This is a genomic window from Cellulomonas sp. McL0617, from assembly GCF_049994875.1.
GTDB lineage: Bacteria > Actinomycetota > Actinomycetes > Actinomycetales > Cellulomonadaceae > Cellulomonas.
The window spans coordinates 2,728,622-2,742,767 of record NZ_CP188256.1; the positions used below are offsets into that span (position 1 = coordinate 2,728,622).

The following is a 14,146-nucleotide window of genomic DNA, read 5'->3' on the forward strand; positions in this document are numbered from 1 at the left end:
GACGTGCAGGATGAGGCCGTCCAGCAGGTCGATGTGGCAGGAGTGGTCATGGCCGAGCGCGCCCCGACGCTTCGCGACGTCGCGGAGCTCAGCGGCGTCGCGATCTCCACGGCATCCCGTGCGCTCACCAAGCCCGGCAGGGTCAGCCCGGTCACCGCCGACCGGGTGCTCGCCGCGGCACGGCACCTCGGATATTCCGTGAGCGCCGCCGGCCGCGCGCTGTCGTCGGGCCGCACCGGGACCGTCGCGCTCGTCGTCCCGGACATCGCGAACCCGTTCTTCTTCGGCATCGTCCGCGGGACGCAGGCGCGGCTGCGGGAGGGCGGGTACGTGCACGTCCTGGTCGACACCGAGGAGTCGGTGGAGGCCGAGGAGCGCGCGCTGCGCTCGCTGCGCCGATCGGTCGACGGCATGATCCTCGCCGCCTCCCGCCTCGACGACGAGAGCCTCGCCCAGTGGTCGCGCGAGATCCTCCTGGTCACGATCAACCGGAGCTCGCCCGACATCGACGCGCCCAGCGTCACGATCGACACGCCCGGCGGTGCCGTGCAGGGCCTGGAGCACCTCGCGTCGCTCGGGCACCGTCGCATCGCCTACGCCGGCGGTCCCCGCACCTCGTGGTCGGACGGGCACCGCCGCTCGGCGCTCGCCGCCGCCTCCGCGCGGCTCGGCGTCGAGGTCGTCGGGCTCGGGCCCTACGCCCCGCAGCGTGAGGCCGGCGCCGCGGCGGCGGACGCCACGATCGCGTCGGGCGCCACGGGCGTCCTCGCGTTCAACGACCTGCTCGCCTTCGGCATCCTCGAACGGCTCGCATCCCGCGGCGTCGACGTTCCCGGTCAGCTGAGCGTCGTCGGGTGCGACGACGTGTTCGGGGCCGATCTCGTACGGCCTGCCCTGACGACGGTCGTCGCGCCGATGGAGAAGGCCGGCCACCACGCGGCGGACCTGCTGCTCGCCGCACTCGACCCGGTGAACCCTCGTACGGGCGCACCCGTCGAGCTGCCGACCCACCTCGTCGTCCGCGACTCGTCGGGCCCCGCACCGCACTGATGCCCGCGTCCCGCGGACAGGACGCGTCGACCGCACGCAGGTGACGTCGTGACGTCGCGCCTCTCGTGCGTCAGGTTCCCCCGCCACGCACGGCAGGGCACGATGCGCGGATGGGGACGACGAGCACGTCGCGGGTTCGCTGGCTGCGCTACGGCGCCGTGGTCGCCTTCGCGACCGGGTTCGGCTACGTCGAGGCCGCGGTGGTCCACTACCTCCGCCTCGCGTTGGGCTCGCAGCTCGTCTACGACGCGCCCGTGCGACGGGTCTACCTGGACCTGGTGGTGATCAGGTTCGTCGATCCGGTCCACACGTTGCTCATCCGGTCGGACCTGGCCCGTGCAGAGACGGCGCGAGAGGTCGCGACGATCCTCATGCTCGCCGGGGTCGCGGTGCTGGCGGGGCGCCGCTTCTGGCACGGTGTGGCTGCGTTCTTCGTCGCGTTCGCCGTCTGGGACCTCACCTACTACCTCTTCCTGCGGGTGCTGACGGGATGGCCGGCGAGCCTGGCGGACACCGACGTGTTCTTCCTCATCCCGGTGCCGTGGCTGGGGCCGGTCGCCACGGCCGTGGTGGCGTCGACGGTGGTGCTCGTGGTCTCGTCGTGGCGGTACCTGCGACCGGAGGAGTGGGCGGGCCCGCCGGCGGGCCGGATGTAACGTCGAAGCCCCGGGCGACCAAGAAGAGTCATGACCACTCCCGCGCATCCAGACGTCGGTTCGATCGCGACCCACCCCGACGCCTTCGAGGTGTTCTACCGCGAGCACCTGGAGACGGTGCAGCGGTTCGTCGCACGCAGGGTCGCTGATCCGCACCTCGCGGCGGACCTGACCGCCGAGGTCTTCCTTGCGGCGGTCGACTCCGCCTCCTCCTACCGCCCCGATCGCGGCGCGCCTGCCGCCTGGCTCGTGGGCGTCGCCCGCCACGTCCTCTCGACCGAGTTCCGCCACCAGTCACGGGACCGTGCCGTCCTGCGCCGCATCTCGGGCCGGCGGCTGCTCGACCCTGACTCGCTGTCCCGCATCGAGGAACGGATCGACGCCGAGCGCGAGGCCCGTGAGCTCTACGACGCGCTGGCGTCCCTCCCCCCACGCGACCGGGCCCTCATGGAGCTGATCGCGCTCGACGGACTCTCGGTCGTCGAAGCCGCCGCGGTGCTCGGAGTGGCGCCGGGCACCGCACGGGTCCGGCTCCACCGCAGTCGCGCCCGGGTCCAGTCACAGCTCAGACCACGCACCCTGGAGGTCCTCTCATGAGTCTCGACACCTTCGAGCAGTCCCTGCTCACCGAGCTGCGACAGCACGTGGCCGCGCACCGGCCCGATCGCCGTCGCCAGACGGTCGCCCGCCTTGCCTGGGGTGGGCTCGCCGCCGCGGGTGCCGCCGCCGCGGTCGTCGGCATCGTCGGGGCCTCCGTCTTCGGACCGAGCCCCGCGTACGCCGTCGAGTCGCAGGCCAACGGTGACGTCGTCGTCACCGTGCACGACCTGGCGGATGCCCATGGACTGGAACAGGCACTCGCGGTCAAGGGAGTGCGCGCCGACGTCACCTACGTGCCCAGCTTCGCGCAGGACGGGGGCCAGTCGCGGGCGACCTCGGGCGACGGCACCGCCGCCTGCGACATCGCGCTCGTGAAGGTCGACGGCGGGCTTCGGTTCACCCTCGGAGCCGGCCCGATCGGCACAGGCGCGACGCTCGACATCGTCACGAGCGGCTCGGGTCCCGCGGACGTCGGTTCGCCGGTGGCGGTGACCTGGTCGGGCGGGACGTGCTGACGCGCGCAGGGCGCCGCGTCCGCATGGATCCCTCCACGCTGGTGAATCAGGCCCCCGGGGTCTCGTCCCCGTCCGGCGCCGGGCGGACCGGGGGGATGCGCATGGTCAGCGTGGACCCGGCCGGGGAGGACGCGACCTCGACGCTCCCCCCGTGCTGCGTCGCCACCTGGTGAACGATGGCGAGCCCGAGTCCGGACCCCGGCTTCGAGCGCGCGGCCGGCGAGCGGTAGAACCGTTCGAACACGTGCGGCACGTCGCCGGCGTCGATGCCCGGCCCCCGGTCGATGACGTCGACGCGTCCGTCGCGGACGCGGACGGTGACGACGGCGTCCGGCGGGCTCCACGCGATCGCGTTGTCCACGAGGTTCGACACCGCACGGTGCAACGCCTCCTCGTCGCCGTCGACCACGGCCGCCTGCACGTCGAGCTCGATCGGCCGCGTGTCGGGGCGGTCGGCGTGGCGGGCGGCGACCGCGAGGGCGATGTCGTCCAGACGTACGGGGTGTCGGGGTGCAGCCGACTGGCCGTAGCGAGCGAGCGCGACGAGATCGGCGACGAGCTCTGTGAGCTGGTCGACCTGCCGGCGGGCGTGCGCCACGAGATGAGGGGCGTTCGGGTCGCTCAGTGCGGGCGCCTCGGCGAGCAGGTCGAGGTTGATGCGCAGGCTCGTCAACGGGGTCCGCAGCTCGTGCGACGCGTCGGCGACGAGCTGACGTTGCGCGCTGACGGACTGCTCGAGGCTCGCGAGCATCGAGTTGATCGTCGTCGTGAGCCGGCCGACCTCGTCCGGCTCGGTGACCTCGATCCGGCGTGCGAGGTCGCCAGTGCTGGTGATGCGCTCCGCGGTGCGCGTCAGTCGCGCGACGGGAGCCAACGCGCGGCCCGCGATCAGGCGCCCGAGCAGACCGGCGATCAACGCGGTGACCAGGACGAAGGCGAACAGACGCAACGCGAGCTCGCGCTGCGCGGCGGAGCCGGTCGCCCGCGGCCAGACGGCCACCACGAGTCCGCTCGAGGAACCGAACGGCGACAGGTAGACGCGATACCGCTCGCCGTCCACGGTGCGCCACGACGGTGCCGACGGCTGCTGGCGACGCGCGACGTCCACGTCGGCTCCGGTCAGTGGCCCGGCGATCGTCGCGTCGCCGACCGCGCCCGGCGTCGAGATCAGCTGCAACGTCACGTCCCCGATGGTCAGCGGTTCGTCCAGCACCTCGGGCTGCGCATCGGCGTCGGGCCGGTTCTTGATCGATCGCGCCAGCTGGTCGGCCTGCGCGGCGGCAGCGACGAGGTGCGTGTCGGCCCGCGGGACGACCGCTCTCGCGTCGGCGACCAGCAGCGCGCCCGACACGACCAGCGCACTGACGGCTGCAGCGGCCCCGGACAGCATGCCGAGCCGGGTCCGGAGGTTCACGACGCCTCGCGCAGCACGTAGCCCAGCCCTCGCACGGTGTGCAGCACGCGCGGTTCCCCCGCGGACTCGAGCTTGCCGCGCAGGCTGCTGAGGTGGACCCACAGTGTCTGGCGACCGGTGTAGGCGTCGTACCCCCACACGTTCTCGATGATCTGATCCGCCGACAGGACGCGGCCCGGCCTCCGCAGGAAGAGCTCGAGCAGGGCGTACTCCGTGCGGGTCAGCGCCACGGCACGGCCGCCACGGCTCACGGTCGCCGATCCCAGGTCCAGGCTCAGATCGCCCAGCGCGAGGACCTCTCCCCCGCCGCCGCGACGCCTCAGCAACGCCCGGACCCGCGCGCGCAGCTCGTCGAGCGCGAAGGGCTTGACCAGGTAGTCGTCGGCCCCGGCGTCCAGGCCGGCCACACGGTCCTCCACCAGGTCGCGTGCGGTGAGCATGAGGATCGGCGTCTGGTCGCCACCCGCCCGCACGCGCCGGCAGACGTCCAGCCCGTCCATCCCAGGCATCAGGACGTCGAGCACCAGGAGATCCGGGTGCTCCACCATCAGGGCGATCGCTGACGGACCGTCGGGCGCCGCCAGCACGCGGTGCCCGTCACGAGCCAGCGCGTGCTGGAGCGACGCCGCGACATCGGGGTCGTCCTCGGCCACCAGGATCAGCACGAGGTCGATTCTGCGGCACGCACCCCCGGACGACGGATCACCCGACGGACTTCATCGCGTCGATGCCCGCGACCAGCTCGGCGGGGCTCACCCCGAGCCCCTCGGCGACGGCACCGAACGCGGCGCTGCTCGGGGTGAGACCGCCGCCCGCCTCCGACTGTGCGACGAGCTCGACCAGCGCGGCCCGAGCCGCATCCTGCGAGACGCCCAGCGCCGCGGCCAGCGCGCTCACCGCCGCGGGCTGGGTCAACAGGTCTGCACCGTCGCTCTCGGCGGGACCGTCGTCCTTCGTCGGCCGGTCGGCGCGGTCGGGACGCGCCTCCGCCGACTTCGAGGCGGCGGCGGCCTGGTCCGGGTGGCCGTCGGAGGCTGCGGCACCCGCGGCGACCGACAGGCCGATCGCCACCGCGGCCGCCGCGACGGCCGCCATCTTCTTCGTCGAGACGAACATGTCGGCTCCCACGTCCTGGTGCGGGCAGGTCCCGCGCTCTCGACGATTCCACCGTGCCGACCTCAGCCCGGGCTCTGGCTCACCTCAAGGTGCGCTCAAGAGTTCGAGCGCCGATCGCGTCCTGTCAGCTCACGAGCTTCCACGGCCCCCATGGCGCGCCGGGCGCCTGAGCGGAGGTCCACCACTGCGCCTCATACGTCGCGCCGTCGTACGTGACCCTGTCGCCGGCCGTGTAGACGGTGCTCCCAGACCACGGCCCGGGTGCGTTCGGGTTCAGCACCTGCTTCCAGGGCCCGTTCGGGTCGCCTGGTTGCTGGTTCCGCGTCCACCACTGCGCCGTGTATGTGACGCCCTGGAAGGCTGCGACCTCTCCGGCCTCGAAGACCCGGGACGCCGTCCAGAGCGCGGTGCCGTCGGCCGTCGACGCGATCTCCTGCCATGCGCCCGTGCTCGATCGTCCGGGTACCTCTCCCGACGTCCACCACAGGGCCGAGTACACGGCGCCACCGCTGCTGACCAGCGAGCCGGTGTTGTAGACCGTGGACGAGTCCCACGCTCCGGGTTGGACGGCGACGCGGTAGGTGCGCGTGCTGCCGAGCGGCGAGGTGACCACGACCACGACCGTCGCATCCTGCGTCGAGACCTGCGCGACTGCCCGCGGGTCGGTCGTCGCCACCTGCACCACGTCGGTGCTGAGGACGGTTCCGTCGGGGACGGCGGCCGTGAGGACGTCGGACCCCAGGTCGACGGGGTTTCCGGCGACAGTCAGTGAGGCGAGCGATGGGTCGTTGGCCGGTTGGACGACCAGGGTGAGGTCGTCGACGTCCAGCCACTGCCCACCCGGCACGCCGGCGGTGCTGATGCCGACCTGCACCTGCCCACCGGTGACACGCACGTTCGGCAACGTGACCTGACCCCAGCTCCCGCCCAGGTCCGACAGGTCAAGGCTCGAGGTCGCGCCACCCGCGGTCGCGTAGAGGGACGCCGCCGCGGTCGTGCTGGTGATGCCGTTGCGGACCTGAGCCGTCACCGTGTAGAGCCCGTCGGGAACCGCGACGTCCTGCGATGCGGCCGCCGAGAAGTCCGCCGCGCTGGTGAACGCCAGATGGAAGTTGCCCACCCGGCCGGCGTTGTCCGCCTGGTTCGCGATCGCCGACGTCGTGCCTGCGTAGGTCCACCCCTGCACGTTCGAGACGGCCACCCGGTCGGCCTCGACGTTGGGATTCAGAAGGTAGTTGTTGCCGTCGCCGACCTTCCACTCACCGGTCGTGGCGTTGATCTGCCAGTCGCTCACCGAGTGCAGCTGCAGGTCGTCCCCGGTCTTGGTGATCGGCATCCACTGGTTGTACCCGACCCCGTTGCCTGCGAAGTCGGACCAGCGGTCGCCGGCGAAGAGAACCAGATCCTGCTGGGTGCCATGGACCGTCACGAAGAACCCCGTCTGGGTGACGTGGCTGTAGTCGTCGGCCGTTCCCGACAGGTCGAACTCCGGGCCGTAGGCACCCTGGATGTCGGAGGTCTGGGACTTGATGACGTGGCTGACGGACGCGTTCCACCCGTGCAGGTCGGACGCGGCCATGTAGTAGGAGTCATCCAGCTTGAACATGGCGTTGCCCTCACGACCGGCGGCGTTGCGACCGATCTGCACGGCCGGGAGGATCGACAGGTTGTCCGCCGGGGCCAGCTCGGACACGAACGCGTTCGCGCGTCCGTTGGAGTTGGAGAACACCAGGTAGTCCCGGCCGTCGTCGTCGGTGAAGGTCGTCTGGTCACCGGTCGCCGGGGTCGGCGAGTTGGTGACCTGTCGCTGGATGTTGGCGACCCCGAACTTCGCGGTCGGGGAGTCACCCTGAAGGAACATCACACCCCCCTGGCCGGCGGAGTCGGCGAACTTCGACTCGTTCATCTGGATCAGCAGCACGAACTTGCCGGTGTTCTCGTTGTAGGTGACTCCGAGACGACCCATCCAGTCCGTGTCGGCCAGGGTGGTCATCTGTGAGAATCCGACACCGGCGGAGGCGGGCAGGTGCACGGGCGTGCTCGCGGTCGCGACGTCGCCCTCGTACGTCCAGCTCGCCAGGTCCTTGGACGCATACACGGGGATGGACACGAACGTGGTGTCGCTGTTGCGGCCTGCCGGGTTCGCTGCGTACGTCTCGGCACCGCGGTAGTGGACGCCGTACCAGTAGTAGGTGTCGCCGAACCGGAAGATGCCGCCTCCCTGGGAGTAGATCAGGTTGCCGTCGGTGTCGCGCCAGAACGCGTCGTTCTTCACCGGCGCGAAGCTGCCCTGCGACGTCGTCGCGAGTGTGCCGGCGGCCGACATCAGACCCGTCTTCGCCGAGGCGACGTCGATCTTCGTGGCGTTGTCGTCGGCGAGAACGTCCGCGGCTGCACCCAGCGCCTGGGCGAACGGCGTCCAGGTCCCAGCGGTGTACTGGGTCTGGTCGCGGGTCTGGTAGGTGCTGACGAGCTCACGCAGTCCGGCTACCTCGACCAGTGCGTCCGACACGTTCTTCAGCTCTGCGCGGGCGGCTTCGCGTTCGGCTGGGGTGCCGGTGCTGCCGTCGACCATCGCACGTGCGGTGCCCAACGCGTCGGCGAAGGGCGCCCAGCTCCCCGAGGTGTAGGACGACGCCGCGCGATCCTTGACGTCGTTGTACTGCCAGGTGAGCGCGTCTTCCGCGGAGGACGTCGTGAACATCGCGTAGGCATGGTCGACGCCACTGCCGACGACCTCGAGCCGCAGGACGTGGGGCGCGTCCGCCAAGCCGTCCTTGGTGAACAGCAGTCGGGTGGTGGAGTTCGTGGATGCTCCGTAGTTGATCGTGCCGACCTGGGTGCCGTCGACGAAGATCTTCCCGGAGCCGTGACCCGAACGCGTCCGCCCGTACAGCTGGGCCGTCTGCCCTGTGAACGCGATCTCGAACCAGCAGCCCTCCGGGGCCCAGCTGACGGTGCCGTAGTGGTCCCACTTCGAGCCTGCCGGGCACTCGTAGTAGGTGAGGTTCGGTGTACCCCTGACCGTGGTGACGGCGTCGTCGTCGACCTGCACGGACGCGGTCGCGGCGGTGGCGGGCGCGATGCCCAGGAGTGGGACGAGCAACGCCGTCACGAGCGCTACGACGAGCGCTGCCGCCGCCCGCGGCGTCCTGCGGTTGTGTGTCTTGGTCACGAGGCTGTCTCTCTACGTCGTCGTAGTGGCCTGGAGGGATGCCCTCCATGAAAGCGGCCGGGAGCGTCGGCAGACATGGGCGGATCCACGCCAAACATGGACGATTCGTTGGAGACGCGACAGTGGCCTCGCGCGGCAACGATGACGGCCTCGAGGGCGGTCGGGCGACTCAGCGAATGGACGAAATCTTCGCCTCGGGCCGACGCGCCTCGTCCATGGGTCGACTTGACCTAGTACGTCGACCCGGGATTCCATGCACCTCATGGACGAACCGGTCGCCGTGACGCCGACATCTCTTCGCGAGGGCTTCGCCGGGCAGCGCATGTTCGTCGTGCCCGGGCCGACCGTGCGTGCGGCCTTGGCCAGACCGATCACGAGCCACCTGATGGTGACGGATGCGGGCTTCTTCCCGCACGCGTCGCGCCACGGGAGGGCACGTGCGCGCGGGGCCGATCAGCACATCCTGCTGGTCTGCACGGGCGGAACGGGCACGTGCCGGACACCCGACGGGCTGTTCCACGTTCGTCAGGGCGACGCGGTCCTGCTGCCCGCCCGGGTGGCACACGAGTACTCCGCCTCGGACGAGGATCCGTGGACGCTGTGGTGGATGCACGTCGTCGGCACCGACGCCGCGGAGCTCGTACGCGCCACCCATGCGTCGGCCGGCGGACCGGTCACGCACCTGCGCGATCCGGCACCGGTCGCGAGCCTGCTCTCGCAGGTCATCGATGCTCTGGATGCCTCGACCGTCGCGGGCCAGATTCGCGCGGCGGGTGCGGCCTGGAACGCGATCACGCAGATCATCGCCACCGGTCGGCGACCTCGTGGGCCGTCGCTCAGCCCGGTGGAGCTCGTCCTCGAGCACCTGCGAGCGACGACCCCGCACCGCACGTCCGTCGAGTCGCTCGCGGCCATGGTCGGCCTCAGCGCCTCCCAGCTCGGCGCTCTGTTCCGACAGCAGGTGGGCGTCCCCCCGCTGCGCTACCAGAGCGACTTGAGGATGGCCCGGGCCCGGGAGCTCCTCGACAGCACCGACCTCGCCGTGTCTGCCGTCGCGCAGTCCACCGGCTACGACGATCCGCTCTACTTCTCGCGACAGTTCACGCGGACCCACGGGCTCTCACCGTCCGCCTACCGATCACGCGCCCAGTAGCTCCAGACCCGTGTGAGCCGGTCCGGGGACGGCATGGTCCAGCGCCCCGCAGGGAGCTCACGCACGTCGTCCTCGTCGAGGACGACCAGCGCCCGCCCCCCGTCGGGCACGTCGACAGTCAGCTCGGCGGCGTCCCAGGAGACCGCCCACGGCCCGGCCGGCGAGCGGAACGTCGTGCTCGCGCTGGTCACGCCGGGGACCGCCGCCGGATCGACGACCACATCGGTCCATCCGACGCACCCAGGCCGCTGCCGCAGGCCGGCGACGTGACCCGTGAGCCAGGAGTCGATCCGGCCGAGCATGAAGTGGTTCTGGGACCCGACGCCTGCGTCGGCCCCCGGACCTTGCCAGGACTCGGTCAGGGCGGTGGCACCGGAGGCGATCTGATGCCCGTAGCCGGGGCCCTCGGTGCCCCGGACGAGCCGCGCCACGAGGTCGCTGCGCCCGACCTCGACCAGTGAGTCGAGCAGGGCCGGCAGAGCGATCTCGCCGAAGGTGATCGACCATCCCGTGCGCTCGAGCGCCGCCAGGAGCCCCGCGAGCGCGGCTGCGCGACCGGGCGATCCCACCGGGCCGGCGGCGCCCGACGCGATCGCGATCGCCCAGCTGCCCTGGGAGCCGTTGCCCCACGAGCCCGTCGACGGGTCCAGGAACCGCAACCGCACAGCACCTCGGACCCGCTCAGCGCGCGCGGCCAGGGCGTCGCCGTCGGGCGACCCGACGATGCCGGCGACGGCCGCAGCGAACTCGAGCACCCGCAGGTATCCGTAGGACGCGACCAGGGCTCGTGGTGTCGCCGCGCCGACCTCGATCCAGTCACCGAGGCCATGGTCGAGGAGCCCGTCGCCGTCGGTCCGGAACTCCAGGTACTCGACGAAGCGACCGATCGCCTCCCACGACTCACGCGCCTCCGAGGCGTCGCCCGTCAGCTCGTAGAGCTTCCACGGCACGACCGCCAGCACCCCGCCCCACCACGGATCGTCGCGGAACGCCGTCGGGTCGCCGTCGACTCCGTACCGGTCGAACCGCACCAGCTCGGGCGCGATGCTCGGCACCAGGCCGCTGGGCTCCTGGGCGTCGCGCACGTGGACCAGCGCATCGCGCAGGATTCCCGCGACGTCGTAGCCTCGCGTCAGGGTGTCGAAGCAGAGGTCGAGCTGTTCGAGCCAGCCGAGCTTCTCCCGGTGAGGGCAGTCGGTCAGCACCGAGTACATGTTCGACTGCACCGCTCGGTCGATCATCGTGTGCAGCTGGTCGAGGACGGGATCGTCGCAGGTGAACGTGCCCACCGCATCGACCCTGGCACGGAGGACCTCCACCTGCGTCGATCCCGCGACGACATCGAGCTGTGCGCGGTCCAGACCTTCGATCTGCAGGTACCGGAAGCCGTGGTAGACGTGCCGAGGGCGCCATCGCAGCGGGCCGCCGTCGGCGACGACGCGGTCGAAGATCGGTGCTCCGGTCGTCGACTGGTCGACCGTGCCGTCCTCAGCCACGAGCTCGGCGGGGCGCACGGTGATCTGCTGCCCGGCGAAGGTCGCGGGCAGGTCGAGCACGTAGCGCCCGGCAAGGTTCACGCCGGCGTCGAGCACCGCGGCCGGGAGACCGCTCGAGTCCACGACGACGGCCGCGAGCGCTACCCCCCGGCGTTCGGCCACCGTGACCGGTGCGCCGTGCCGTGTCCATACTCGGGGTCCGTCCGCCGCGGCGAGCACCTCGACGGCCGCGACGGGACGATCGCCGATCCGACGCGCGTCATGCGTCTCCCCACCGTGCCAGTGCGTCTGCGTCGTGGCGGACAAGGTCGCAGACCACGCGTCGCTCGTGGGATAGGCGGTCACGGTGCCGTCCCGGCCGGTCACCCGGACACAGGCCCGCAGTGCCGGAGGGTGCGCGTGGCGCCGGAGCTTCTCGTACCGGCCCGGCGCGGTCGTCAGCCACGCCACACCCGTCCCGACCTCGACGGAGAGCGCGAGCCGTCCCGCGGTCACCAGGCTGCTGAGGTCGAGGGAACGAACCGCGACCCGTACGTGGTCGTCGCTGTAGCCCGGTTCGAGCACGGCCTCATCGGCGTCGAGGCCGTCGACCAGCACGCGGTAGGTGCCCCACGCGGTCACGTCGAGCGCGACCTCCTGCGCGTCGTCGGGTACGGGGACGTCGAGGTGGAGCACAGGGATCCCGGCCGGAGGCGACGGGATCGACGCCGGCCCGAGATCGGCGGCGGCGCCGTCGAGCGCGGTCGCGCGGGCCACCCGGACGTGCGCATCCCAGGCCGGGTGGGTGATCCACGACGCGTCCGCCAGGCGTTCCGATGCCACGTCGGACATGGGGGACGGCGGGTTGGACCGCGACTCCGCTTCGAGCATGGGCGTCATGCTAGGCACTCGGGCCGAAAGACCCCCGGGGCGACACTCGTCGGCGCTACACGTTGCCGATCAGCTCGCCGAGCGCCCCGTCCCGTGCGAAGACCGGGATCGTCTCGAGCGGTGTCACGACGTCGAGCCAGGTACCGCCGTCGTGCGTCTCACCGGTCTGCAGCGACGTCCACGACGCTCCCGCCGGCAGGTACACCGATCGCGTCATGGCCCCGGCCTCCATGACCGGCGCGACGAGGAGCGACGGTCCGTACAGGTACTGGTCCGCGACCGACCACGCCTGCGAATCGTCCGGGAACTCGTGGAAGAGGGCGCGCATGACCGGCTGTCCGTCGGTATGGGCCGCAGCCATGAGCTCGCGCGTGTAGTCACGCAACAGCTCGCGGAGCCTGACGAAGCGAGCAAGGACGCCGTAGACGGCCTCCCCGAAGGACCAGAGCTCGTTCCCAGCACCCGTCGGGTTGCGGAGCGATCCGTCCGCGGCGGTGACGTCCCGGGCGGGCTGCCGGTCGCCGTGCAGTCGCATGACCGGCAGGAAGGTGGCGAACTGGAACCAACGAACGAGCAGCTCGTGGAACTGAGGGTCGTCCGTTCGACCGCCCCCGAACCCGCCGATGTCGGTGGTGAACCACGGGATGCCGGCCACGCCCATGTGCAAGCCGGCGACCAGCTGACGGCGCATCGTCGGGAAGTCCGAGTGGATGTCACCGGACCAGACCAGCGCGCCGTACCGCTGCGAACCGGCCCAGGCGCACCGGACGAGGTTGACGATCTGGGTCTCGCCCTCCGCGGTGAGCCCGTCATGGAAGGCCCGGGAGAAGCCCTGGGGATAGATGTTCGCGACCTCGACCGCAGGTCCGGCGTGGTAGGTGTACGCATCCCACTCGTAGACGCCGAACTCCGGTTCGGCCTCGTCGAGCCAGAACGTGCTGATCCCGTGCCTGGCGTAGCCGTCCCGGCACCGGTCCCACAGGAAGGCTCGGGCCTCGGGGTTCGTCGTGTCGATGAACCGGCTCGGCCCGCCGAACCACATCTGGACGTCGATCCCCCGCTGTGCACGGACCAGCAGGTTCCGCCGCTGCATCTCCGCGAAGTTCTCGGAATCCAGCGAGATCTGCGGCCACACCGACACCATGAGCTCCACCCCGAGGGACTCCAGCTCGCTGACCATGGCGGCAGGGTCCGGCCAGAACTCCTCCTCGAACCGGAAGTCGCCCATGTGCGGCCAGTGGAAGAAGTCCGCCACGATGACGTCGAGCGGGAGACCTCGCCTCTTGTGCTCACGGGCGACCTCGAGAAGCTCCTCCTGGTTGCTGTAGCGCAGCTTGCTCTGCCAGAAGCCCAGGCCGTGCTCGGGCATCATCGGCACGTGCCCGGTCGCCTCCGCGTACCGCCTCGCGATCGCCGCGGGACTCGAGCCGGCAGTCACCCAGTAGTCGATCTGGCGGGTGGCCTCCGCAGTCCACCGGGTCCCGTTGGTGGCGAAGGTGGCGGAGCCGATGGCCGGGTTGTGCCAGAGGAAGCCGTAGCCCGCACTGGAGACCACGAACGGGACGCTGGCCTGGGAGTTGCGGTGTGCCAGCTCGAACGTCGCACCCTTGATGTCCAGGAGGTCCTGCTGGTACTGGCCCATACCCGCGAGATGCTCGTCCTCGGGCGTTCGCAACGACAGTGTCGCTCGGTGGGCGCCCCCGGGCAGGGGCACGTACGTGCGCGCCCTCCGCTTCAGGGCACCACCGGAATCCTCTTCCGCGAACAGAAGGCGGCCGTCCGAGTCGTGGAACGACAGCCGGCAGTCGAGGGCCGGCGCGCCCGTCTGCCAGTCCAGGCCCTCGTGGGCGGTCGCGACCACGCGCAGCCTGCCGTTGGTCATCGTCGCCGTGTCCCCGTCGACCTCGAACGAGGCCTCGCCGCGGTCCGCCGCGGGCAGCAGGGCCCAGTCGGTGTCGGAGATCTGGCCCATGGCTGAGCGGACGCGGGCGCTGTCGTGCCCCCACGGCTCGACGACGAGCGTCTCGCCGCCGCCGCGCCAGACCAGGCATCCGTCGGTCATGCTGAATGCGCGGGACAAGGTCACGTCTCCCTCTGCCGT

The 14,146-nt window shown here is 71.2% G+C and carries 11 protein-coding genes; 5 read left to right on the plus strand and 6 right to left on the minus strand.

Annotated elements, in window-relative coordinates; all coding sequences use genetic code 11:
* Positions 1-48: 48 nt before the first annotated feature.
* The 4 genes from ACPPVS_RS12375 to ACPPVS_RS12390 all read left to right on the plus strand — a co-directional run bounded on the left by ACPPVS_RS12375 (position 49) and on the right by ACPPVS_RS12390 (position 2,821).
* Positions 49-1,050, plus strand: a complete 1,002-nt coding sequence (locus ACPPVS_RS12375; protein WP_426592563.1) for a LacI family DNA-binding transcriptional regulator — start codon at positions 49-51, stop codon at positions 1,048-1,050.
* A 110-nt stretch (positions 1,051-1,160) separates the two neighbouring features.
* Positions 1,161-1,706, plus strand: a complete 546-nt coding sequence (locus ACPPVS_RS12380; RefSeq protein ID WP_426592564.1) for a hypothetical protein — start codon at positions 1,161-1,163, stop codon at positions 1,704-1,706.
* Positions 1,707-1,736: 30 nt separating this feature from the next.
* Positions 1,737-2,303 (plus strand): RNA polymerase sigma factor, encoded by a 567-nt coding sequence (locus ACPPVS_RS12385; RefSeq protein WP_426592565.1) that lies wholly within the window; start codon positions 1,737-1,739, stop codon positions 2,301-2,303.
* Complete coding sequence (locus ACPPVS_RS12390) at positions 2,300-2,821, plus strand: hypothetical protein (RefSeq protein ID WP_426592566.1); 522 nt, start codon at positions 2,300-2,302, stop codon at positions 2,819-2,821. The genes ACPPVS_RS12385 and ACPPVS_RS12390 overlap by 4 nt, the downstream gene beginning before the upstream one ends.
* A 46-nt stretch (positions 2,822-2,867) precedes the next feature.
* Here the strand turns inward: ACPPVS_RS12390 and ACPPVS_RS12395 are convergent, their stop codons facing one another.
* From ACPPVS_RS12395 to ACPPVS_RS12410, 4 genes are all read right to left on the minus strand, one after another.
* Positions 2,868-4,235 carry a sensor histidine kinase gene (locus ACPPVS_RS12395; protein ID WP_426592567.1) on the minus strand — a complete coding sequence of 456 codons (1,368 nt, stop codon included), beginning with the start codon at positions 4,233-4,235 and terminating at the stop codon, positions 2,868-2,870.
* Positions 4,232-4,900, minus strand: a complete 669-nt coding sequence (locus tag ACPPVS_RS12400; protein WP_426592568.1) for a response regulator transcription factor — start codon at positions 4,898-4,900, stop codon at positions 4,232-4,234. The genes ACPPVS_RS12395 and ACPPVS_RS12400 overlap by 4 nt, the downstream gene beginning before the upstream one ends.
* A 37-nt stretch (positions 4,901-4,937) precedes the next feature.
* Positions 4,938-5,351, minus strand: a complete 414-nt coding sequence (locus tag ACPPVS_RS12405) for a hypothetical protein (RefSeq protein ID WP_426592569.1) — start codon at positions 5,349-5,351, stop codon at positions 4,938-4,940.
* 124 nt (positions 5,352-5,475) lie between these two features.
* Positions 5,476-8,526, minus strand: a complete 3,051-nt coding sequence (locus tag ACPPVS_RS12410) for a carbohydrate-binding protein (protein WP_426592570.1) — start codon at positions 8,524-8,526, stop codon at positions 5,476-5,478.
* Between the two features lie 262 nt (positions 8,527-8,788).
* Between ACPPVS_RS12410 and ACPPVS_RS12415 the strand changes: the two genes are divergently transcribed.
* Complete coding sequence (locus ACPPVS_RS12415) at positions 8,789-9,679, plus strand: helix-turn-helix domain-containing protein (RefSeq protein WP_426592571.1); 891 nt, start codon at positions 8,789-8,791, stop codon at positions 9,677-9,679.
* Here the strand turns inward: ACPPVS_RS12415 and ACPPVS_RS12420 are convergent.
* Entirely contained in the window at positions 9,658-12,045 is a 2,388-nt protein-coding gene (locus tag ACPPVS_RS12420) for a family 78 glycoside hydrolase catalytic domain (RefSeq protein WP_426592572.1), read from the minus strand. The genes ACPPVS_RS12415 and ACPPVS_RS12420 overlap by 22 nt on opposite strands.
* Positions 12,046-12,100: 55 nt before the next feature.
* A complete protein-coding gene (locus tag ACPPVS_RS12425) occupies positions 12,101-14,107 on the minus strand; it encodes a glycoside hydrolase family 31 protein (RefSeq protein WP_426592573.1) in 2,007 nt (668 codons plus the stop codon).
* Positions 14,108-14,146 lie beyond the last annotated feature (39 nt).

Excerpts from the sequence above, each read along its gene's own strand:
- ACPPVS_RS12375 (WP_426592563.1), top strand. The coding sequence starts at position 49 with ATGGCCGAGCGCGCCCCGACGCTTCGCGACGTCGCGGAGCTCAGCGGC.
- ACPPVS_RS12380 (WP_426592564.1), top strand. The coding sequence starts at position 1,161 with ATGGGGACGACGAGCACGTCGCGGGTTCGCTGGCTGCGCTACGGCGCC.
- ACPPVS_RS12385 (WP_426592565.1), top strand. The coding sequence starts at position 1,737 with ATGACCACTCCCGCGCATCCAGACGTCGGTTCGATCGCGACCCACCCC.
- ACPPVS_RS12390 (WP_426592566.1), top strand. The coding sequence starts at position 2,300 with ATGAGTCTCGACACCTTCGAGCAGTCCCTGCTCACCGAGCTGCGACAG.
- ACPPVS_RS12405 (WP_426592569.1), bottom strand. The coding sequence starts at position 5,351 with ATGTTCGTCTCGACGAAGAAGATGGCGGCCGTCGCGGCGGCCGCGGTG.
- ACPPVS_RS12415 (WP_426592571.1), top strand. The coding sequence starts at position 8,789 with ATGGACGAACCGGTCGCCGTGACGCCGACATCTCTTCGCGAGGGCTTC.
- ACPPVS_RS12420 (WP_426592572.1), bottom strand. The coding sequence starts at position 12,045 with ATGCTCGAAGCGGAGTCGCGGTCCAACCCGCCGTCCCCCATGTCCGAC.
- ACPPVS_RS12425 (WP_426592573.1), bottom strand. The coding sequence starts at position 14,107 with ATGACCGACGGATGCCTGGTCTGGCGCGGCGGCGGCGAGACGCTCGTC.